We start from the raw sequence: 20,149 nt of genomic DNA on the forward strand, positions 1-20,149 counted from the left end.
TGAGGCTAGGGCTCGACCGGCGGGCGGGAGGGCCGGGGATCGCCTCCGTGGATCGAGCATGCGCGGTGAGGCGGCTCGACCGCCGGGGCCCTAGCATCGGGCGCACCGCCTGCTCCGACCGTGGAGGAACCAGTGCTGGATGACGCCGACTTCGCCTATGTCAGTGCGACGGAGCTCGCCCGCCGCGTCCGAGACCGGGAGGTGTCACCGACAGACCTGGTCGATGCCTGCGCCGCCCGGATCGAGGAGCGCAACCCCAGCCTGAACGCCTTCGTCTTCACCGACGTCGAGGGCGCCCGGCAGGCCGCCCGTGAGGCGGAGAAGGCGCTCGTCGACGGTTCGGAGATCGGCCCGCTGCACGGCGTACCGACCGCGATCAAGGACCTGTTCGACTTCAAGCCCGGCTGGCCGGCCACCTTCGGCGGCGTCCGCGCGCTGGCCGACTTCTCCCTCGACGCCTACTGCATCTTCGCCGAGCGCGTCGAGAAGGCCGGCGCGATCATCGTCGGCAAGACCAACTCGCCGGTCATGGGCTACCGGGGCACCTGCGACAACCCGCTTTTCGGGGCGACCGCCAACCCCTTCGACACCTCCCGGAACCCCGGGGGGTCGTCCGGTGGCAGCGCCGCAGCCGTGGCCGACGGGCTCGTGCCGTTCGCCGAGGGAACCGACGGTGGCGGATCGATCCGGATCCCCGCCGCCTGGTGCGGGCTGTACGGGTACAAGGCGTCCTTCGGGCGAGTTCCTTCGGTCGTCCGGCCGAACGCGTTCGGCAGCACGATGCCCTTCCTCTTCGAGGGACCGCTGACGCGCACCGTCGAGGACGCCGCCTTGGTGCTCGACGTGCTGTCCGGCTACCACCCGGGCGACATGTTCAGCATCGACAGCCAACCGCACGACTTCACCCGCGATGTGCACCGGGACATCTCCGGCATGCGGATCGCCTATACCCCCGATTTCGGCATCTTTCCCGTCGACCGACGTATCCGCGAGACGGTCGGCCAGGCGGTCCAGGCCTTCCGTGACGCCGGGGCCGTCGTGGAGCAGATTGACCTGACGCTGCCCTATGACCAGCGCGAACTCAGCGACCTGTGGTGCCGGCAGATCATGCTGGTCAACGTCGGCGCCTTCGAGAATCTGAAGAAGAACGGCCTGGACCTGCTCGGCGAGCACCGCGACGACTTCCCTGACGGCTACCTGCGCTGGGCCGACCACGTCTACGGGATGTCGATCAGCGAGCTCAACGAGGACTACGTGATGCGTTCCGCGGTCTACGACTCCATCCAGGCGGTGTACGCCGACTTCGACCTGCTGGTCACTCCCACCCTCAGCGCCATGCCGGTCCTCAACTCCGAGGTCCCAGGCACGACCGTTGGGCCGAGCGAGGTCGAAGGTATCGAGGTCGACCCCTACATCGGCTGGTGCCCGACGTACCTGACCAACTTCACCGGTCACCCGGCCGCATCGATCCCGGCCGGACTGGTCGACGGGCTGCCCGTGGGCATGCAGATCCAGGGACGTCGGTACGCCGACAGCGACGTGCTCGCCGCCAGCGGCACCTTCGAGTCGCTGCGTCCCTGGGCCGACAGCTACCACGCACCGCGAGATCGCGCCCTGGGGCCCTCGGCCTGACCTCCACGTCCGTTTCCGGCTTTTCGCTCAAGCGACCTCTACCGGGGCCCGGGGTGGAGTCGGGCAGGTCGACGACGTCCATGACCCCGGGTCCGCCGAAGCGGGTGATCTGCACAGCACGCATGCACGCCAGGCTAGGGCGGGCTGACGACGGCTGTGGCCGCTCCCGGGGGACGCAGCGGGTGACGCGTTGCGACCCGTGCCGTCCGGCCAGCATCTCCAGGCGTCCGACGTGCGTGCAGCCGCGCTCGCAGGCCGAGGCGAGCGCCTCCGGCTTGATACATGCCTATATAGGTATATGTTGGCTGCCATGGCACGAGCAGCGACGACGTCGGACGTCTTCAACGCGATCGCCGAGCCGCAGCGCCGGGAGATCCTGGTGCTGCTGCGGGCGGGAGAGCGGCCGGTGACCGAGTTGGCCCAGGAGCTGGGGATGCCACAGCCGGGGGCGTCCAAACACCTGCGGGTGCTCCGGGAGGTCGGGCTGGTGCGGGACCGCAAGGCAGGCAAGCAGCGCCTGTACGGCCTCGACGCCCGCGGGCTGCGGCCGGTGCACGAGTGGAGCGGCGGGTTCGAGCAGTTCTGGAACGAGAGCTTCGACCGGCTGGACGCGTACGTGCACGTCCTCGAGCAGGCAGGGCAGGAGGAGTAGCTGATGAGCGCGGCGGGACGAGGAGCGCCGGCGCGGTCCGCGACGGCTGACCGGGAGATCACGATCTCCCGGGTCATCGACGCCCCACGGGAGCTGGTGTTCGAGGCGTTCACCGAGGTGCGGCACCTGTCGCGGTGGTGGGGGCCGGAAGGGTTCACCACCACCACACGGTCCTTCGAATTCCGCGTCGGCGGGGAGTGGGACTTCGTGATGCACGGACCGGACGGGACGGACTACCAGGAGTGGATCTCCTGGACCGAGATCGTCCGCCCGGAGCGGATCGCGCTGCTGCACGGTGAGTTCCGCGGCGACCCGAACGCCTTCGAGTCGGCCCTCTCGTTCGCGTCCGACGGGGCGGCGACCCGGATCGAGATGCGCACGGTGTTCGCCACCGAGCGGCTGCGCGACGAGGCGGCCGAGAAGCACCACGCGATCGAGGGCGGCCAGCAGACCCTGGGCAACCTGGCTGCCTACGTCACCGGGACCGGCCGGACAGGAGCCGAGGGCTGATGGCCGGGAAGGTGTTCTTCAGCGTGTCGATGTCGCTGGACGGGTTCATCGCTCCCGGGTCCCTCGGGGAGTTGATGGGGCGGCAGTGGATGGAACTGCAGCGGTGGATCTTCCCGACGCGGTTCATGCGGGAGAACCTGAAGCTCGGCGGGGGTGGCGAGGAGGGGCGCGACAACGACATCGTGCGGGAGACGTTCGAGCGCACCGGCGCGAGTGTGATGGGCAGGCGGATGTTCGACGCCGGCGAGCAGATGTGGCCGGCGGAGGCGCCGTTCCACACGCCGGTCTTCGTCCTGACGCACGCGAAGCGTGATCCCTGGGAGCGGCCGGGCGGGACCACCTTCCACTTCGTCGACGACGGCATCGGGCCCGCGCTCGACCGGGCCCGCGAGGCCGCCGGCGACCGCGACGTCCGCATCGCGGGCGGCGGCGCGACGATCCTGGAGTACGTGAACGCCGGCCTGGTCGACGAGTTCTCGATCGCGCTGTCGCCCGTGCTGTTCGGCTCCGGGATCCGGCTGTTCGAGGGCGTGGACGCGGCCCGCGTGGCCCTGGAGCCGGTCCGCGCGGAGCCGACGCAGCGGGTGACCCACCTGACCTACGCAGTCCGGGAGCGGTGACTCTGCTCGATCAGCGCAACAGCTCGATCAGCGCAACACCGGGCCGGCTCCTCGATCGGGCCGTAAGGATGGCTGGGAGTCGGGAGACTGCGACTCGCAACAGTCCAGGTCGGGCGTCGGCCGACTCGAGATGCCAACGCTGCTGAAGGACCTGTCACGACGCCGCCGACGCGGGTGATCTGCACGGCCGGCATGCAGGCGAGGCCGGGGCCTGCCTCCGCAGGACCCTGCTTCCGTGCCGACGCCGGGCGGCACGTCCTCGGCAGGCGTCGTCTCCTCGCTAGGCATTCTCCAGCCACGACAGCAGGCGGCCCCGTGACCAGCAGCGGCCGAGCGCCTGCGCGCGCAGGGCTGCCCGGTCGAGCACCGTCAGGCCGATGATGCTGTGGCCGGCGGCGCGCCGGTCGCCGAGCGTCGGTACTGCCGGTGCGACGCCGACCCCCTCGGTCGACACCCACGCCACCGCCCGGCCGGCCGCCGCTTCGTCCAGGCGGTGCAGGAAGCGCAGCCGGCTCTCGAGCGGGACGCGCGACAGCGCCCACGACGTGGTGACGACGGGCAGGGCGTCCGGAGGCACCCGCGCCACCGCGTCGGGCAGCACCTCGACGGCGCTCCCGCGCAGCAGCAGCGGAGGGGCCGTCGCCGCCAGCGCCAGCGTTGCGTCGAGCCTCGCGACCTGCTCCGGCTGGTCCGGCCACAGGCAGGCGTGCAACCACCGGGCGTCATGTGCGTTGGTCAGGTCCAGCGGATCGGGGTCGACTCCGATCCGGGCGACGACCTCGGGCATCGACCGGGTCGGGATCGGCTGGGCCCCGACGACCGAGGCCGAGAGCTGCACGGGAGATGCCGGGTCGCCCAGCGACCGTCGGTCGCTGTACGTGACGCCGACCCGGTCGACGTGGAGCCCGAGCCCGGCCGGGCAGCCCACGTCGATCAGCCCCACCGCGTTCGCGCCCGCCCGGCGTGCCGCCTCGGCGATGGCCGGGTACAGCACGGCGCAGCGCTGGGTCTCGTACGTCTGCGGCAGTCGGCGCACGGCGATGGCCACGACCGGGTCGGTCATTCGGATCAGCGTGTCGATCGCCGCGCCGGCGGCAGCGTCGCCGTCCGCAGCGGCGTAGGCCGCGGCGAGCTGCGGGGCGCGCCCGGCGAGAGCGAGGTCGTGCAGCGCAGCGAGCACCACTGCGGGGTGCCGCCTGCGCGCCGGCGCCGCCCCGATGGCGCGCAGCGCCTGGTCGGACTCGCTCAGGGCGACGGCGACGCGCCCGTACAGCGTGCCGGCGGCGGCGACCGCACCGAAGTGCCGGTAGACCGCGGCGAGGGTGCGGGCCCGGTCCACGGACCGCTCAGCCGATCCACCGGCGCATCTCGCCGGCCAGCACCCGGCCGAACTGGAGTTCGGGGAAGTGCGCCCCGGCGCCGTAGGTGTGCTCGTCCTCGAGCTCCCGGAACAGTCGCTGGCGGACCTCGGCGGCGAGTTGGGGGTCGAGGTCCCCCAGCGCGTGCCACGTGGGCTCGTCCAGCTGCAGGGGACACGTGATCGCGTCGCCGAGGAGCAGTGCCCGGTGCACCCCGGAGGACACGATGACCGACAGGTGCCCGGGGGTGTGCCCCGGGGTCATCGTGACGTCGACGCCGGGGACGACGGTGGTGTCGCCGCTGACGAGGTGCAGGCGGGCGGCGTCGGTGCCCAGCAGACCGTGCCGGATGTGATCGAGCATCCGGCTGCCCGGGTCGAGCACGAAGTGCTGCCAGTCCGCCGCACCGAACCAGATGTCGGCCCGGGGGAAGACCGGCCGGCCGGTGAGATCGAAGAGCCAACCGCAGTGGTCGAGGTGCAGGTGGGTGCAGATGACGACGTCGATCTCGTCCGGGCTCACGCCGGCCGCACGCAGCCCGACGGGCAACTGCCCGCCGACGAGCATCCGCCGGGGGCCGTCGTCGTGCAGGTCCGGCCCCAGGCCGGTGTCGACCAGGACGACGGAGGAGCCGGTGCGGACGAGGAAGGTGCCGATCGGCATCCAGGCCTGCCCGTGCCGGTCGAAGAAGTCCTCGTGGCCGTGGGCGGTGACGTGGTCGCCGAAGTAGCCGGGGCTCGCCCGGAACGTACCGTCGGCAATCGGGTGGATGTCGATCTCCCCGACCCTCATGGGTCCTCCTCGTCATGGAGCGCGTCGGCAGGCCGGTCGGCGGCACGACCGACCCGGGTGGTGCCGGTCCCGTCGGTCATCGTGCACCCAATGCGCAGCCCCGCGCGCCCCGGCCGGTCCCGGGCCGGGGATGCTGGACTCCGCCGGCCCCGGGCGAGTGCGCCTCAGCGAGGTGCCGGCGACCGGAACGACCGAGGAGGCCGCCATTCCCACCGAGCAGATCCTGGACGTGGCGACACGGATCGCCGACTGCCTGCTGGACGTCCAGACGCGGGTCAACGCGCAGATCGACGCGGCGCTGGCCGAGGCGCTGCCGGGCGTGCAGCAGCGCCTGGGGGTGGGGCCCGCCGGCGACGTCGACGTGGCCGACCTGGTCAACATGCGCATCACCGGTTCCAGCGTCGTGGTCACGCCGGCCGCGGTCGCCGCCGTCGTCCCGCTGACCGCGGCCTCGGCCGCCACGACGCGGGCGGGGCGCCGCGCGATGACCGACATCGTGCGCGGTGCCGACGACCGGTTGGCCGTCATCGCCGGGCCCTGCTCGATCCACGATCCGGCCGCCGCGGTGGAGTACGCCGGCTTCATCGCCCGCATGCGGGAACGGCACGGCGCGGACCTCGAGATCCTGATGCGGACCTACACCGAGAAGCCGCGGACCGAGGTCGACTGGAAGGGCTTCGCCTACGACCCCTTCCTCGACGGTTCCAGCCGGATCAGCGTCGGCCTCGTCGCCACCCGGCTGCTCATGTGCCGCATCACCGCGCTGGGCGTCCCGGTGGCGGCCGAACCGCTGAACGCGCTCACTCCGCAGTACGTCAACGGGCTGGTCACCTACAACGGCGTCGGTGCCCGCAACGTCACCGACCAGACGGCCCGGGAGCGGGTGTCCGGCTTCTCCTCCGTCATCGGCTTCAAGAACTCCCCCGAGGGCAGCGTCGACGCCGCCATCTCGGCCGTGCTGACCGCGCGGGCGGGGCACGAGTTCCTGGGCGTGGACCACCACGGGGTCAGCGCCCAGCTGTCGACGACCGGCAACGACACCGGCCACGTCATCCTGCGGGGCGACCGGCACGGCCCCAACTACTCGGCAGCCCACATCGTCGACACCCGGCAGAAGCTGGCCGCGCGGGGGCTGCCGGAGGTCGTCGTCGTCGACGCCTCCCACGGCAACAGCCAGAAGAACCACCTGCGCCAGATCGACGTCGTCCGCGATCTGGCGGGGCAGGTCGCGGACGGCGAGCGGGCGATCCGCGGCGTGATGGTCGAGAGCAACCTCGTCGCCGGCAGGCAGGACCTGGATCGCCGGCACCCGGGGTCCCTGGAGTACGGCAAGAGCGTCACCGACGCCTGCGTCGATCTGCCGACCACCGAGGCGATGCTGGCGGAGCTCGCCGAGGCCGCCCGGGTACGGCGGGGCGCCGGCGCCGGTCACGGTTGCCGGCGCACCCGGTAGGTGCTCTGCACCATGCCGCCGGAGAAGACCTCGGTGCGCTCGTGGTCGAGGGCCACGTCCCTCGACAGCTCGCCGAAGGGCGTGTGGCCCGTGCCGATGAGCACCGGAACCCGGCTGAGGGTCAGCTCGGAGACCAGCCCTGCGGCGAGAAAGGTGTGCACCGTCCGGCCTCCGTCGACGTACACGCGCCGGTACCCGGCCGCAGTCATCGCGGCCACCGCTTCCTCGAAGGACCTGTGCACGATGATGCGTGGGTCGGCGCCCGGCGGCAGTGTCGTGCTGAGCACGTGCACCGGCCTGCCCTGGTACGGCCACTCGTCCAGTGGCGCGATGACGTCGTAGGTCGCGCGGCCCATCACCAGCGCGTCGACGCCGGAGACGAACTCCGCGAAGCCGAAGTCGCCGCCGGCGCCGTCGTCGGGCGGGCCGCCGTCCCCGGCGCCGCCGGTGAGCCAGGAGAGATCGCCGTCGAGGCGGGCGATGAACCCGTCGACGCTCATGCCGAGGAAGACCGACCCGGTGAAAGAGGTGTCCATGCGTCGATCATGTCGGCCGTGCGCCGTCAGCGACCGTGGGCCGCCAGCAGGGCGCGGGCGATGACGATGCGCTGGATCTGGTTGGTGCCCTCGTAGATCTGGGTGATCTTTGCGTCCCGCATCATCCGCTCGACCGGGTAGTCCCGGACGTAGCCCGATCCGCCCAGCAGCTGCACCGCATCCGTGGTCACCGACATGGCGGTGTCGGAGGCGAACAGCTTCGCCGCTGCTCCCGACGCTCCCATCGAGGCGGCGCCGGCCTCGATCTCGGCGGCCGCAGCGTGGGTGAGCAGCCGGGCCGCCCGCACGGCGACGGCCATGTCGGCGAGCATGAACTGCAGGCCCTGGAACTCGGCCAGGGCCCGGCCGAACTGGCGCCGCTGGGACACGTACTCCACGGCGACGTCCAGGGCGCCCTGCGCGATCCCCACCGCCTGGGCCGCCACCCCCGTCCGGGTCCGGTCGAGGGTCCCGAAGGCGGTCTGGAGACCAGTGCCCGGCCGGCCGACCAGCCGGTCGGCGGGCAGCACGACGTCGTCCAGGTAGATCTCGGTGGTGGGGGAGCCCTTGAGCCCCATCTTCTTCTCCGGGGCGCCGAAGGACAGGCCGGCGTCGCCCGCCTCCACGACGAACGCGGAGATGCCGCGGCCACCGGCGGCGGGATCGGTGACGGCGAACAGGAGGTAGCAGTCGGCGACGCCACCGTTGGTGATCCAGCGCTTGGTGCCGCGCACCCGCCAGCCGTCCGCGGTGGCCACCGCGCGGGTCGACATCGATGCCACGTCGCTGCCCGCCTCCGGCTCGGACAGGGCGAAGGCGCCCAGCGCGTCCCCGGCGGCGATCGGGGTCAGCCAGCGCTGTCGCTGTTCCGCCGAGCCGGCGAGGAGCAGGGGCCAGGCGAACAGCTCGTTGGCGCCGGACACCTGCTGCGTCGTGGCGCAGACGCGGGCGATCTCCTCGGCGACGACGGCGCCGGTCAGCGCGTCGGCGCCCACCCCGCCGTAGGCCTCGGGGATGACGACGGCGTGCAGCTGCGACTCGACGAGCGCCCGGTACCCCTCGGTGGGGAACCGCGCCTCCTCGTCGACCGCGGCGGCGAACGGCGCGATCCGGCCTTCCGCCACCGACCGGGCCAGCTGGCGGATCTCCTCGAGATCCTCGGGACCGGTGCTGCTCATGGCGGGTTCCTCCGATGTGCTGAGGTGGTCAGCCGCGACCGCGGGTGACGGGGGGGCTCGGCGCGCCGTTCGGAGTCAATGCTCCCGGGGCCGTCAACGGCGGCCGGGGTGGGCTCCCGGTCCCCGGGGGTGGGACCGCCGATCACCGGATAGGTTCACCTGGACCGAACGCAGCGATCGACGAGGGTGGGCGCGTGAGCAGATCGGTGCTGGTGACCGGGGGCAACCGGGGGATCGGGCTGGCCATCGCCCGCTCCTTCGCCGAGCAGGGCGACTCGGTCGCGGTGACCCACCGCGGCAGCGGCGCCCCCGAGGGGCTGTTCGGCGTGCAGTGCGACGTCACCGACGCCGCCGCGGTCGACCGGGCCTTCACCGAGGTCGAGGAGCACCAGGGCGCGGTCGAGGTGCTGGTGAGCAACGCCGGCATCACCCGCGACGGGCTGCTGCTGCGGATGAGCGAGGACGCCTTCACCGACGTCATCGACGCCAACCTGAGCGCCGCCTACCGGGTGGCCAAGCGGGCGGCGTCGAAGATGGTGCGGGCCCGCGCCGGGCGGATGATCTTCATCTCCTCGGTGGTAGGGCTCACCGGCTCGGCCGGACAGGTCAACTACGGCGCGAGCAAGGCCGGGCTGGTCGGGCTGGCCCGCTCGATCGCCCGCGAGCTGGGCAGCCGCGGCATCACCGCGAACGTGGTGGCGCCGGGCTTCGTCGAGACCGACATGACCGCCGAGCTGCCGGAGAAGCGCCAGCAGGAGATCCTCGGGCAGGTGCCGCTGGGGCGATACGCGCAGGCCGACGAGATCGCCGGCGTGGTGCGGTTCCTGGCCGGCGAGCAGGCGGGCTACATCACCGGGGCCGTCGTCCCGGTCGACGGCGGACTGGGGATGGGGCACTGATGGGCATTCTCGAGGGCAAGAAGATCCTGATCGCCGGTGTGCTGACCGAGCAGTCGATCGCCTTCTCGGTGGCACGGATCGCGCAGGAGCAGGGGGCCACCGTCGTCCTGTCGAACTTCGGCCGGGCGCTGTCGCTGTGCCAGCGGATCGCCAAGCGGCTGCCGCAGGAGGCGCCGGTCGTCGAGCTGGACGTGACGAACACCGAGCACCTGTCGACCCTGGCCGACCGGCTGCGCGAGCACGTCGACGGGCTCGACGGCGTCGTCCACTCGATCGGCTTCGCGCCGCAGGAGGCGATGGGCGACGGGTTTCCCGAGGTCGCCTGGGAGCACGCGGCGACGGCGTTCCAGGTCTCGTCCTGGTCGCTGGCCTCGCTGACCCAGGCGTGCCGGCCGCTGTTCGGCGACCGCGCCTCCGTGGTCGGGCTGACCTTCGACGCCACCGTCGCCTGGCCGGTCTACGGCTGGATGGGCGCGGCCAAGGCCGCCCTGGAGTCGACCTCCCGCTACCTGGCGCGCGAGCTGGGCCCGGAGGGCGTGCGGGTCAACCTGGTCGCCGCCGGGCCGCTGCGCACCATGGCGATGAAGTCGATCCCCGGGTCCAAGCAGTTCGAGGAGGCCTGGGAGGGGCGTGCCCCGCTGGGCTGGTCGGTCACCGACACCGAGCCCTCGGGCAAGGCCGTCGCTGCGCTGCTGTCCGACTGGTTCCCGGCCACCACCGGGGAGATCGTCCACGTGGACGGCGGGTTCCACGCCGTAGGCGTGTAGTGACGGAGCCACGCGGTCGGCGGGTGACCGCCGCCGACCTGTCGCGCCCCCGGCACCCGGTGCCGGCGGGTGCCTCGATCACCCCGCCCGGCCAGCAGCCCGACCAGGAGCCGTCCCTCGCCGTCCGGAACAACGGCGGCCGGCCGCCGTCCGCGGAGCAGGCGCCGGCCGGCCGCCGCGAGGCGTTGCTGGTGCTGTCCTTCGGCGGCCCCGAGGGCTCGGCGGACGTGATGCCGTTCCTGGAGAACGTCACCCGCGGCCGCGGTATCCCACCGGAGCGGCTGACGGCCGTCGCCGAGCACTACCACCACTTCGGTGGGGTCAGCCCGATCAACGCGCAGAATCTGGCGCTCATCGAGGCGGTACGCGCCGAGCTCGCCCGCGCCGGCGTCGATCTGCCCGTCTACTGGGGCAACCGCAACTGGGCGCCCTACGTCGAGGACACCTGGCGGCAGATGGCCGAGGACGGCATCGAGCACGCCTACGTCTTCGCGACGTCGGCGTACGCCTCGTTCTCCGGTTGCCGGCAGTACCACGAGGACGTCGCCCGGGCCCGGACGGCGCTGGCCTCGGACCCATCAGCCCCGGCCGGCCCGACGGCGGAGAAGCTGCCGCACTACTTCGACCGGCCCGGCTTCCGGCAGGCCAACGCCGAGGCACTGGTTGCGGCGCTGGCGCGGCTACCGGCCGGGCTCCGCGACTCCGCCCGGCTGGTCGCGACGGCGCACAGCATCCCGACGTCGATGGCCGCCGTCGCCGGGCCGCAGGGTGGGGCCTACGAGGCCGAGCTGCGGGCCGCGGCCCAGGCGGTCGTGGACGCCGCGGCGCCCGGTCGGCCGTTCGACCTGGTGTGGCAGAGCCGCAGCGGGCCGCCGTCGGTGCCGTGGCTGGAGCCCGACGTCAACGACCATCTGCGGGCGCTGGCCGAGGCGGGGGAGCAGGCCGTCGTGGTGTTCCCGGTCGGCTTCGTCAGCGACCACCTCGAGGTCATCTGGGATCTCGACAACGAGGCCGAGCAGACCGCCGCCGAGCTCGGCCTGGCATTCGCCCGGGCGGCGACGGCGGGCACCCACCCGGCCTTCGTGGCCACCGTGCGGGAGCTGCTGCAGGAACGCCGCGCCGGGGGAGAGCCGCGGCTGGGCACCGACTGCCCCGCGAGCTGCTGTTTTGTCGCACATCGTCGTCCTGACGGACGACACCGCGGCCAGGAGCCGTCCCCGGCTTGAGCTGAGCCGCTGCCCGCCCCGCATCGCGGCGGCCTCCGGCCCCCACTCGCGGACCGGAGCGGCTCCGCCGCGGTCTGGGTCACTTCACGTACGTCATCGCGGCACCCAGTTGTAGCTCGCGACCGTCGCCTCGCGGACGGCCTGGGCCAGCGGGCGCAGCGCCTCGTCGCGCGCGGCGGCCTGGGTGTGCGTGACGGCGGCACCGGGGGCGTCGGCCATCGCGAGGTCGAGCACCTTGGCCAGCCGCTGCGCCCGGCCGAGCACTGAGAGGGCCAGCGGGTCGTGGTCCGGCGGGAGCCCGGGCGCGCTGGTCGTCCTCGCCAGCCCGGCGAGCAGTGCCGGCACCTCGGGGTTCCACCGGGCCAGGTCGAGGGTGGCCAGGGTGCGCGCGGCGTCCCCGACGGCCAGGTCCAGCTGCCCGGACACCGACCGCAGCGTGCCCTCGACCGGTGGGGCCGCTGCGGGGACGCCGACCAGGGGCACCGCCGTCCAGGAGACCGCCTCGGGGCCGAGCTCCTCGGGTACCAGCGCGAGCCGCTCACCGACCGCGGCCTGACCGGACTCCAGGGCGAGCGGCGCGAGCCCGGGCGCCGCCGGCAGCCCCCGGACGTCACCGGGTACCGGCAGCACCAGCCGCAGCCGGCGTTCGCCGAGGCCACGCAGGGCGCTCAGCGCCCAGCCCAGCGGCACCGCCTCCGTGGTTCCCGGCAGGCCGACCACCCGGTGGGCCGTCTCGCCGAGGAGCGCGTCGAGGGCCTTGTCGTAGGAGCTGCGTCCGGAGAGCCAGGCAGTGGCCCAGACCGCGAACCGGCCGGCGGGGTAGTCGTGCACGACTGTCGAGGTTACGACGCCGCCGCCACCTCGGTGGAGGCGCGCGACCCGAGCGGGGCATCGGCACGGGGACGCGGACCGTGCCAGACTGCGAAACGTGCCTGCCTGGTTGCTCTGGTTGATCGCCGCCGGGCTGTTCGCCGGCGGCGAGATGGCCAGCCTGGATCTGGTGCTGCTCATGTTCGCCGGCGGCGCCCTGGGCGGGATGGGCGTGGCCCTCCTCGGTGGGCCGGTGCTGCTGCAGCTGGTGGCCTTCGTCGTCGTCTCGGTCGGCCTGCTCGTCGTCATCCGGCCGATCGCCAAACGGCACCTGGTCGACCGGACACCCGAGCAGATCGACGGCGTCGCGACCTACGTCGGCCGCACGGCCGTGGTCAGCGAACGGGTCGACGGCGCCGCCGGACGGGTCCGGATGGGTGCGGACGAGTGGACGGCGCGGACCCAGCTCGACGGTGAGGTGTACGAGGTCGGCGACGAGGTGCGGATCGTCCAGATCGAGGGCCCGATCGCCTACGTCAGCCACTTCTGAGCACGGCGTTCGGGTGAGCCGGTGCGGGGGGAGCGTGACCGGATTCCCCCGGACGGGCAAGATCGGTGTTCCGCACCATTCCGAGGACAGGAGTCCCGTCCCGTGGAAGCACTGATCGCCCTGATCGTCATCGCACTGTTCGCGATCGTGTTGCTGGCCAGGAGCGTCACGATCGTTCCGCAGGCACAGGCCAAGGTCGTCGAGCGGCTGGGTCGGTACAGCCGGACCCTGTCCCCGGGCCTGGCGCTGCTCGTGCCCTTCGTCGACCGCGTCCGCGCCACCATCGACCTGCGCGAGCAGGTCATCTCCTTCCCGCCGCAGCCGGTCATCACCGCCGACAACCTGCAGGTCGGCATCGACACCGTCGTCTACTTCCAGGTCACCGATCCGCGGCTGGCCGTCTACGGGATCGCCAACTACATCACCGGCATGGAGCAGCTCACCACCACGACGCTGCGCAACGTCGTCGGTGGGCTGAACCTGGAGGGCGCCCTGACCGGCCGGGACGGGATCAACTCCCAGCTGCGCACGGTCCTGGACGGCACCACCGGGCCGTGGGGCCTGCGGGTGGCGCGGGTGGAGATCAAGGCGATCGACCCGCCGCCGTCCATCCAGGACTCGATGGAGAAGCAGATGCGCGCAGACCGCGACAAGCGCGCGGTCATCCTCACCGCCGAGGGCAACCGGCAATCGGCGATCACCACGGCCGAGGGGCAGAAGGCGGCGGCGATCCTGTCGGCGGAGGGCATGAAGCAGGCTGCGATCCTGGAGGCCGAGGCCGAGCGGCAGAGCCGGATCCTGCGCGCCGAGGGCGAGCGGGCCGCGCTCTTCCTGCAGGCGCAGGGGCAGGCCAAGTCCATCGAGACGGTCTTCCAGGCCATCCACGACGGCAAGCCCGACCAGGGGCTGCTGGCCTACCAGTACCTGCAGACGCTGCCCAAGATCGCCCAGGGCGACGCGAACAAGATGTGGATCGTGCCCAGCGAGTTCAGCAAGGCGCTGGAGGGTTTGTCCCGGCTCGGTGGCGACGGCGGCGAGGACGGCGGGCGTTCCTGGCTCGACGTCGACGCCTCTGCCGGAGCCGCCGGCGCCGGCACCGCGCCGTCCTCGCTGGACACCAGCAGCTGGTTCGATTCGAACCTGCCGCCGGCCGCCGAGCAGCCGGAGGCGAAGATCGAGCTGTCCAGCATCGCCACCGAGCCGGCCCTGCCCACCCCACCGCCGCTCGCCCAGGTCGCACGGGACGTGCGGGAGAGCGGGCCGGCGGCCGACCCGCGGAACCGGGCGGGCGACACCGACCCGGAGTCCCCGGCAGGTCCGCCGCAGCAGTAGCGGCCCGCGGACGTCACCGGCCGGCTCACCCTCGCGGGCGGCCGGCCGGTGACGTCTCCTGCGTCGGCGGCTCAGTCCTTGAGCAGGCCCTCGCGGAGCTTGGCCAGGGTCTGGCTGAGCAGCCGGGAGACGTGCATCTGCGAGATGCCGATGTCGGCGGCGATCTGCGACTGCGTCATGTTGCCGAAGAACCGCAGGATCAGGATGCGCCGTTCGCGGGCCGGGATGGTGGCCAGCAGCGGCTGGAGCGACTCGCGGTACTCGACGCCCTCCAGCGCGGCGTCCTCCTCGCCCAGCGTGGCTGCCAGGGTGGGGGAGTCCTCCTCACCGGAGAGCCGCTCGTCCAGGGAGCTGCTGCGGTAGGCGTTCGCGACGGCGAGGCCCTCGAGGACCTCGGCGCGCGGGATGCCCAGGTGCTCGGCGAGCTCGCTGGGGTTGGGGGCATGGCCGTTCTTCTGCGCCAGCTCGCTCACCGCGGCGTTCAGCGACAGGTGCAGCTCCTGCAGCCGGCGGGGGACCCGTACCGACCAGCCCTGGTCGCGGAAGTGCCGCTTGATCTCCCCGGTGATGGTGGGCACCGCGAAGGACAGGAACTCCACGCCGCGCGTGGGGTCGAACCGGTCGATCGCCGCGATCAGGCCGAGGGTGCCGACCTGCAGCAGGTCGTCGAAGGGCTCGCCGCGGTTGCTGAACCGCCGGGCGAAGTGCCGAACCAGGGGCAGGTGCTCCTCGACGAGGATCTCGCGCAGCCGCTCCCGTCGCGGGTCGTTCTTCTCCAGGGTCGCGAGTTCCGCGAACAGCGGGGCCGTGCGCTCCGCGCGGCTCCGGTTCTCCGACACGGGCACGGGGTCCGCCGGCACCTCGGCGGGCTCGGCGACGGGCGGGTCCGCCGGGACCAGCGCGGCGACCTCGGGGCCCGGGATGCCGCCCGCCGGGGAAGCGGGTGCGGAGTGTCCGGCACCGGGGACGGCGTCGACGGTGTCATCGACGGTGGCCGGCTGGTGCGCTGCAGCCGCCCGGGTCACCGCGCGACCGAGACGTCGTCGTCCGCGACGCCGAACCCGGCAACAGGGCTGTAGCGCCGCAGGTACTTCACCAGGGCGATGCCGGCCACCGGGGACGGGGAGCCGTCGCCTGCGGGAACCTTCGCCTGATCGCCGGGGCCGGCGTCCACCGAATCGACGAGGGTCTGCAGGATCGCCCAGCCGAAGCCGTCCCGCGGCACGTCGGTGTCGGGCGCCGTCGGCACCCATGCGTCGATGCGCAAGGCGTCGCGGGTGGCCTCGAAGACCACCGTCAGCGGGGCGTCGCCCAGGGCGATCGCGGCCAGCGTCGCGCATGCTTCGTCGACCGCCAGGCGGAGGTCCTCCACCGCGTCGAGGTCGAAGTCCATCCGCATGGCCAGGTCACCGGTCATGGCCCGCACCGCGGGCAGTTGCGTCGGCGAGGTGGGGACCCGCAGTTCCAGCCGCTCCGCACGCCGCTCCGCGGCGGGAGCGTCTGTCGTGTCGACCATCCGTCGTTGCTCCTTCGTTCGCACCGCTCCCGGGGCGGGAGGGGCCCGTTCATCATGGCTCACCCGCCCCCTGCTGGAGCACGAGCGACGAGCAGCTGCCTTCCCGCCGGCGGCCAGGGGGACCCACCGGCGGAAGGTGCAGTGCCGGTATGCCATGCCCAGACGCGAAGCGCGGGAAACATCGGCGTCCCGGTCTCTTCCAGGAACCACCCGAGAGTGGGACGGGGTGCCCCGTCGGGTTTGGGGCAACCCTACGGTGCCCACCTCTCCGGGGTGAGACTGCGGCGGAGCGACGTGCACGCACCCGGCTGGACCCGGCGGCGGGCCGGCCGGGGTTTCGCCTACCACGACGCCGACGGCGTGCTCATCAGAGACGACCGGCTGGACCGGCTCCGCGCGCTGGCGATCCCGCCCGCCTGGAAGGACGTCTGGATCTGCCCCTGGCCCAACGGGCACATCCAGGCGGTCGGCACCGATGCCGCCGGCCGGCGGCAGTACCGCTACCACGACGAGTGGCGGGTCAAGCGGGACGCCGCCAAGCACGAGCGGGTGCTGCAGATCTCCCATCAGCTCCCCGACGTCCGCGATGCCGTGCTGGCGGCGTTGCGCAGCCGCGGCCTCAACCGCGAACGGGTGCTGGCCTGCGGCGTCCGGCTGCTCGACCTGGGCGCCTTCCGGGTGGGCAGCGAGCAGTACGCCGAGGACAACGGCACCTTCGGGCTGGCCACGTTGCGCCGCGACCACGTCGAGGTGCGCGGGGAGCGGGTCTTCTTCCACTACACCGCCAAGGGGGGCATCGACCGGGAGGTCGAGCTGATCGACCGAGCCACCGCCACGGTCGTGCGCCAGCTCCTCGAGCGGCCGGCCGACCAGGGGGAGGAGCTGCTCGGATACCTCCTGGCGGACGGCAGCTGGCACGACGTGACCAGCGACGAGATCAACGCCTACCTCAAGGAGATCAGCGGCGCGGAGATCACCGCGAAGGACTTCCGCACCTGGACGGCGACGGTGCTGATGGCCGCCACGCTGGCCGAGGCCCCGCCGCCGAAGAGCCGGACGGCGCGGAAGAAGCTCGTCCGGCAGGCCTACCAGACGGTCTCCGAGCAGCTCGGGAACACCCCGGCGGTGTGCCGGTCCAGCTACGTGGATCCACGGGTGGTCGACCGGTTCGAGCACGGTGAGACGATCTGCGGTGCGCTCGCGGAGGCGGCGCAGGCGGCGGACGACCGGACCGCCCAGCAGGCGCTCGAGGCCGGCGTCTGCAGCCTGCTCAGCGCTTAGCTACGACGACGGCGCCCCTCCGAGGAGGGGCGCCGTCGTCGTGCAAGCCTCGCTGCAGGGGCCCGCGAGGTTCTCTTACTTCTCCGCGATCGTGAACAGGTCGATCAGGCCGGTGACCTCGAGCGGACGGGTCACGGCGCGCGTGTTGGCGATCAGCCGCAGCCCGACGTCACGAGAGCGGGCCGACTTCTGCGTCTCGACCAGCACCGCCAGGCCGGCGGAGCCGAGGAACTGCACACCACACAGGTCGATGACCAGCTCGGTGGGCTGCTGCTCGAGCTGGGTGTCCAGGGACGCGCGGAGCACCGGCGCGGTGAAGGTGTCGACCTCGCCGACCACCGTCACGGTGACCGTGCCGTCGCCGTCGTGCGACGTCGAGAGCGTGATCACGTCGTCGAAGGGTGCTTCGCCGCCGTCGGACGGGGCCGACACGTCGCGCGGACCTTCGGCGGGCAGTTCAGATGAGGTCACGGACCGCAGCTCCTCTCAGGGGCGGTGCCCAACGGGCACCCGTACGGCGGACAGCGTACTGCTGCTGCGCTGACCGTCCGACGGCTGCCCAGGACACGGTGGCGCCCCGGGCGCGACCCACCCGGGGTTCCGGACGGGCCAGCGGCTGGCTGCTCAACCGCGGCACCAAGGTAGTTGAGCGCTGATCGACGCACCAGCCCGTCCGGGGCGCCCCCTCAGCCGTCGGTGACGTGCATCGCGCGCTCCTCGGGACCCTCCCCGCCGGTGGGGGCCTCGCCGGTGGCCAGCACGTCGTCGCCCACGGTGTCGGTGCCCGAGTCGTCGGCCAGGTCGGTGTCGGCGTCCTGGTCCAGCTGCGGCACCGTGCGGTCGTGGGTCTCGGCGGCGCGCACGTCGTCCCGCTCCGTCACGTCGGGCACCTCCCGGTCCAGCCGGTCGGTGAGCGGCTCGCCCGCGGACTGCTCCACCGCGGTGGTGCCGAAGTCGGTGCTCGCGTTGGCCCGCTCCCCGGGGACCGGCGCGAACTCCGGGTCCTCGGCGAGGGCGGAGGTGGGGGTCTCGTCGTCGGCGATCTCGGGGATGCCGTCGTCCTCGTAGGAGATGTCGCGGGCGGTCTGGCCCTCGGGCTCGGTCATGGGTCCTCCTCTGCCGCGCGTGCGCGGGTCGCCGTCGTGCTGACGGGTGGAGCCGGCGGGGTCACCGGCGTCGTGGTCCCGCCCTACCCGCCGGCCGACGCGGCATGCCTTCGGCCGCTGTGGCCCGGTCACCCGCGTGGCCGGGCATGGGCCAGGCCGACCCGGGTAGCGGGGGTGCATGGCGATCGCAGACGACGTTGCTCAGATCGGGGAGCCGGTGCGCCGTTGGGCCCGTACCCAGAAGCAGGAGTACGCGCGGGGCGAGCCGCGGCCGCTGGGCGCCGACCTCGGCGCCATGGGCGTCTACGTCGGCCTGGTCGGCGCGGCCGCGGCGGCCATCCGGGCTTCGGGCAGGGAGCTGCCGGCCCGGATCCCGCTCGGTGACGCCGTCCTGCTGACCATCGGCACCTTCCGGCTGGCCCGGCGGATCGCCAAGGACCCGGTCACCGCGCCCGTCCGGGCGCCCTTCACCAGCTACCAGGGCACCTCGGGCGAGGCGGAGGTCGCGGAGGAGGTGCGGGAGCACGGCGGCGTCAAGCATGCCGTCGGCGAGCTGGTCACCTGCCCGTTCTGCCTGGCGCAGTGGGTCGGTACCGGCTTCGTCCTGGGCTACGTCGCCGCGCCGCGGGCCACCCGGCTGGCCGCGCTGACGATGACCATGGTGGCCGGGTCGGACGTCCTGCAGTTCGGCTACGACGCCATTCAGAACGGCGCACTGCAGCCGGGCGGCGACGCAGCGTCCTGATCTGCCTCGTCGGGGTGGGATGAGCCGCTGAGCAGGGCGCTCGCCGCGCCGGACGGCCCGGTGCGGACCTATCCTGCGATCTTGTCGTGCCGTCGCGGGTGACGGCGCGTGGACAGGAGGCAGTCGTGCGGTCCATCTGGCGTGGCGCGGTCTCCTTCGGGCTGGTCAGCATCGGGGTGAAGCTGTACTCGGCCACCGAGGACCACGACATCCGGTTCCACCAGGTGCACAGGACCGACGGCGGGCGGGTGAAGTACAAGCGGGTCTGCTCGGTGGACGGCGACGAGGTCGAGTACGGCGACATCGCCAAGGGTTACGAGCTGCCCGACGGCCAGTTGGTGATCCTCACCGACGCCGACTTCGACGAGCTGCCGCTGACCACGACGCGGGAGATCGAGGTGCTCCAGTTCGTCGACCAGGAGCAGATCGACCCGATCCACTTCGAGAAGACCTACTACCTCGAGCCCGACGGGGTCGCGACCCGCCCCTACGTGCTCCTGCGGACCGCCCTGGAGAACGCCGGCCAGGTGGCGATCACCAAGATCGCCATCCGGCAGCGCGAGTCGCTGGCCGCGCTCCGGGTGCGGGACGGCGTGCTGGTGCTGCACACGATGCGCTGGCCGGACGAGATCCGCCGTCCCGACTTCGGCTTCCTCGACGAGGAGGTGCCGGTCCGCCCACAGGAGCTCGCCATGGCCGAGTCGCTGATCTCGACGATGGCCGGGAACTTCGACGCCACCGCCTTCACCGACGACTACCGCGAGGCGATGCAGGCACTGCTGGAGGCCAAGCAGTCCGGTGGTGAGGTGCAGCAGGCGCCGGAGGCCGCGGACACCGACGGCGCGGCGGTCGTCGACCTGATGAGCGCGCTGCGCCGCAGCGTCGAGCGGGCCGGGGGAGCAGCACCGGCCGCGAGCGCCGCGCCGGCCGACGCCGGTGCCGACGGCGACGGCGACGGCGACGAGGAGGAGACGAAGGCGGCCAGGCGCGCCCCCGCCAAGAAGGCCGCCGCCGCCAAGGCGCCGGCCAAAAAGACGCCGGCCAGGAAGGCGCCGGCCAGGAAGGCGCCGGCGAAGGAGGCGGCGGCCAAGGCCCCGGCCGAGAAGGCGGCCGACGACGACGCCGCGGCCAAGCCGGCCAAGCGGACGTCCCGCCCGCGCAAGACCGCCTGACCCGGCGACCCCGC

Annotated in this window: 22 protein-coding genes; 13 read left to right on the forward strand and 9 right to left on the reverse strand. The window is 72.9% G+C overall.

The genetic code is table 11. The annotated features are described in order from the left end of the window. The first annotated feature begins 201 nt into the window (after positions 1–201). The 4 genes from ACYVG5_RS03530 (at position 202) to ACYVG5_RS03545 (ending at position 3,414) form a co-directional block, all read left to right on the forward strand. The gene (locus ACYVG5_RS03530; RefSeq protein ID WP_460682968.1) at positions 202–1,632 is read left to right on the forward strand and encodes an amidase; all 1,431 of its coding nucleotides are present in this window, start codon (positions 202–204) and stop codon (positions 1,630–1,632) included. Between the two features lie 310 nt (positions 1,633–1,942). Beyond that, positions 1,943–2,284: an ArsR/SmtB family transcription factor gene (locus tag ACYVG5_RS03535; RefSeq protein WP_222046637.1), complete on the forward strand. Its 342-nt coding sequence runs from the start codon at positions 1,943–1,945 to the stop codon at positions 2,282–2,284. 3 nt (positions 2,285–2,287) lie between these two features. Next, complete coding sequence (locus tag ACYVG5_RS03540) at positions 2,288–2,794, forward strand: SRPBCC family protein (RefSeq protein WP_222046639.1); 507 nt, start codon at positions 2,288–2,290, stop codon at positions 2,792–2,794. Further along, a complete protein-coding gene (locus tag ACYVG5_RS03545; RefSeq protein ID WP_222046641.1) occupies positions 2,794–3,414 on the forward strand; it encodes a dihydrofolate reductase family protein in 621 nt (206 codons plus the stop codon). Before ACYVG5_RS03540 ends, ACYVG5_RS03545 begins: the two co-directional genes overlap by 1 nt. 280 nt (positions 3,415–3,694) lie before the next feature. Here ACYVG5_RS03545 and ACYVG5_RS03550 read toward each other — a convergent pair whose 3' ends face one another. Both ACYVG5_RS03550 and ACYVG5_RS03555 read right to left on the reverse strand, forming a co-directional pair. After that, positions 3,695–4,753: a DUF2332 domain-containing protein gene (locus ACYVG5_RS03550; protein WP_222046643.1), complete on the reverse strand. Its 1,059-nt coding sequence runs from the start codon at positions 4,751–4,753 to the stop codon at positions 3,695–3,697. Between the two features lie 7 nt (positions 4,754–4,760). Next, a complete protein-coding gene (locus ACYVG5_RS03555; protein WP_222046646.1) occupies positions 4,761–5,564 on the reverse strand; it encodes an MBL fold metallo-hydrolase in 804 nt (267 codons plus the stop codon). Positions 5,565–5,694: 130 nt separating this feature from the next. Here ACYVG5_RS03555 and ACYVG5_RS03560 point away from each other — a divergent pair, with 130 nt between their 5' ends. Continuing rightward, the gene (locus tag ACYVG5_RS03560) at positions 5,695–7,017 is read left to right on the forward strand and encodes a 3-deoxy-7-phosphoheptulonate synthase (protein ID WP_222046648.1); all 1,323 of its coding nucleotides are present in this window, start codon (positions 5,695–5,697) and stop codon (positions 7,015–7,017) included. On the opposite strand, the gene ACYVG5_RS03565 is transcribed toward ACYVG5_RS03560, so the two are convergent. After that, a complete protein-coding gene (locus tag ACYVG5_RS03565) occupies positions 6,993–7,553 on the reverse strand; it encodes a dihydrofolate reductase family protein (protein ID WP_222046651.1) in 561 nt (186 codons plus the stop codon). The two genes, ACYVG5_RS03560 and ACYVG5_RS03565, sit on opposite strands and share 25 nt — an antisense overlap. 26 nt (positions 7,554–7,579) lie before the next feature. Then, positions 7,580–8,731, reverse strand: coding sequence for an acyl-CoA dehydrogenase family protein (locus ACYVG5_RS03570; RefSeq protein ID WP_222046653.1), 1,152 nt, complete (start codon positions 8,729–8,731; stop codon positions 7,580–7,582). 194 nt (positions 8,732–8,925) lie between these two features. Here ACYVG5_RS03570 and fabG point away from each other — a divergent pair, with 194 nt between their 5' ends. The 3 genes from fabG to ACYVG5_RS03585 are packed head-to-tail and all read left to right on the forward strand — an operon-like array spanning position 8,926 to position 11,623. Further along, the gene (gene fabG / locus ACYVG5_RS03575) at positions 8,926–9,630 is read left to right on the forward strand and encodes a beta-ketoacyl-ACP reductase (RefSeq protein ID WP_222046655.1); all 705 of its coding nucleotides are present in this window, start codon (positions 8,926–8,928) and stop codon (positions 9,628–9,630) included. Continuing rightward, entirely contained in the window at positions 9,630–10,397 is a 768-nt protein-coding gene (gene fabI / locus ACYVG5_RS03580) for an enoyl-ACP reductase FabI (protein WP_222046657.1), read from the forward strand. Before fabG ends, fabI begins: the two co-directional genes overlap by 1 nt. A gap of 23 nt (positions 10,398–10,420) precedes the next feature. Next, positions 10,421–11,623 carry a ferrochelatase gene (locus ACYVG5_RS03585; protein WP_222046659.1) on the forward strand — a complete coding sequence of 401 codons (1,203 nt, stop codon included), beginning with the start codon at positions 10,421–10,423 and terminating at the stop codon, positions 11,621–11,623. A 93-nt stretch (positions 11,624–11,716) separates the two neighbouring features. Here ACYVG5_RS03585 and ACYVG5_RS03590 read toward each other — a convergent pair whose 3' ends face one another. Beyond that, positions 11,717–12,454, reverse strand: a complete 738-nt coding sequence (locus ACYVG5_RS03590; RefSeq protein WP_222046662.1) for a hypothetical protein — start codon at positions 12,452–12,454, stop codon at positions 11,717–11,719. A gap of 97 nt (positions 12,455–12,551) precedes the next feature. On the opposite strand from ACYVG5_RS03590, the gene ACYVG5_RS03595 reads away from it, so the two are divergent. Continuing rightward, positions 12,552–12,983 (forward strand): NfeD family protein, encoded by a 432-nt coding sequence (locus tag ACYVG5_RS03595; RefSeq protein ID WP_222046664.1) that lies wholly within the window; start codon positions 12,552–12,554, stop codon positions 12,981–12,983. 102 nt (positions 12,984–13,085) lie between these two features. Further along, positions 13,086–14,315 carry an SPFH domain-containing protein gene (locus ACYVG5_RS03600; protein WP_222046666.1) on the forward strand — a complete coding sequence of 410 codons (1,230 nt, stop codon included), beginning with the start codon at positions 13,086–13,088 and terminating at the stop codon, positions 14,313–14,315. A 71-nt stretch (positions 14,316–14,386) separates the two neighbouring features. Here the strand turns inward: ACYVG5_RS03600 and ACYVG5_RS03605 are convergent, their stop codons facing one another. After that, positions 14,387–15,340 carry an RNA polymerase sigma factor SigF gene (locus tag ACYVG5_RS03605; RefSeq protein WP_460682969.1) on the reverse strand — a complete coding sequence of 318 codons (954 nt, stop codon included), beginning with the start codon at positions 15,338–15,340 and terminating at the stop codon, positions 14,387–14,389. Further along, positions 15,337–15,831, reverse strand: a complete 495-nt coding sequence (locus tag ACYVG5_RS03610; RefSeq protein WP_222046667.1) for an ATP-binding protein — start codon at positions 15,829–15,831, stop codon at positions 15,337–15,339. The genes ACYVG5_RS03605 and ACYVG5_RS03610 overlap by 4 nt, the downstream gene beginning before the upstream one ends. A gap of 294 nt (positions 15,832–16,125) precedes the next feature. Between ACYVG5_RS03610 and ACYVG5_RS03615 the strand changes: the two genes are divergently transcribed. Further along, positions 16,126–17,112: a DNA topoisomerase IB gene (locus tag ACYVG5_RS03615; protein WP_222046669.1), complete on the forward strand. Its 987-nt coding sequence runs from the start codon at positions 16,126–16,128 to the stop codon at positions 17,110–17,112. A 75-nt stretch (positions 17,113–17,187) separates the two neighbouring features. Here ACYVG5_RS03615 and ACYVG5_RS03620 read toward each other — a convergent pair whose 3' ends face one another. After that, entirely contained in the window at positions 17,188–17,583 is a 396-nt protein-coding gene (locus ACYVG5_RS03620; protein ID WP_222046671.1) for an STAS domain-containing protein, read from the reverse strand. 215 nt (positions 17,584–17,798) lie between these two features. Beyond that, the gene (locus tag ACYVG5_RS03625; RefSeq protein WP_222046673.1) at positions 17,799–18,218 is read right to left on the reverse strand and encodes a hypothetical protein; all 420 of its coding nucleotides are present in this window, start codon (positions 18,216–18,218) and stop codon (positions 17,799–17,801) included. A gap of 178 nt (positions 18,219–18,396) precedes the next feature. Here ACYVG5_RS03625 and ACYVG5_RS03630 point away from each other — a divergent pair, with 178 nt between their 5' ends. After that, on the forward strand, positions 18,397–18,963 hold the full coding sequence (locus ACYVG5_RS03630; RefSeq protein WP_222046675.1) for a DUF1360 domain-containing protein: 567 nt from the start codon (positions 18,397–18,399) through the stop codon (positions 18,961–18,963). A 125-nt stretch (positions 18,964–19,088) separates the two neighbouring features. Next, positions 19,089–20,135, forward strand: a complete 1,047-nt coding sequence (gene ku / locus ACYVG5_RS03635) for a non-homologous end joining protein Ku (RefSeq protein WP_222046677.1) — start codon at positions 19,089–19,091, stop codon at positions 20,133–20,135. The last annotated feature ends 14 nt before the right edge of the window (positions 20,136–20,149 follow it).

The sequence above is a fragment of the Modestobacter lapidis genome (assembly GCF_054780755.1).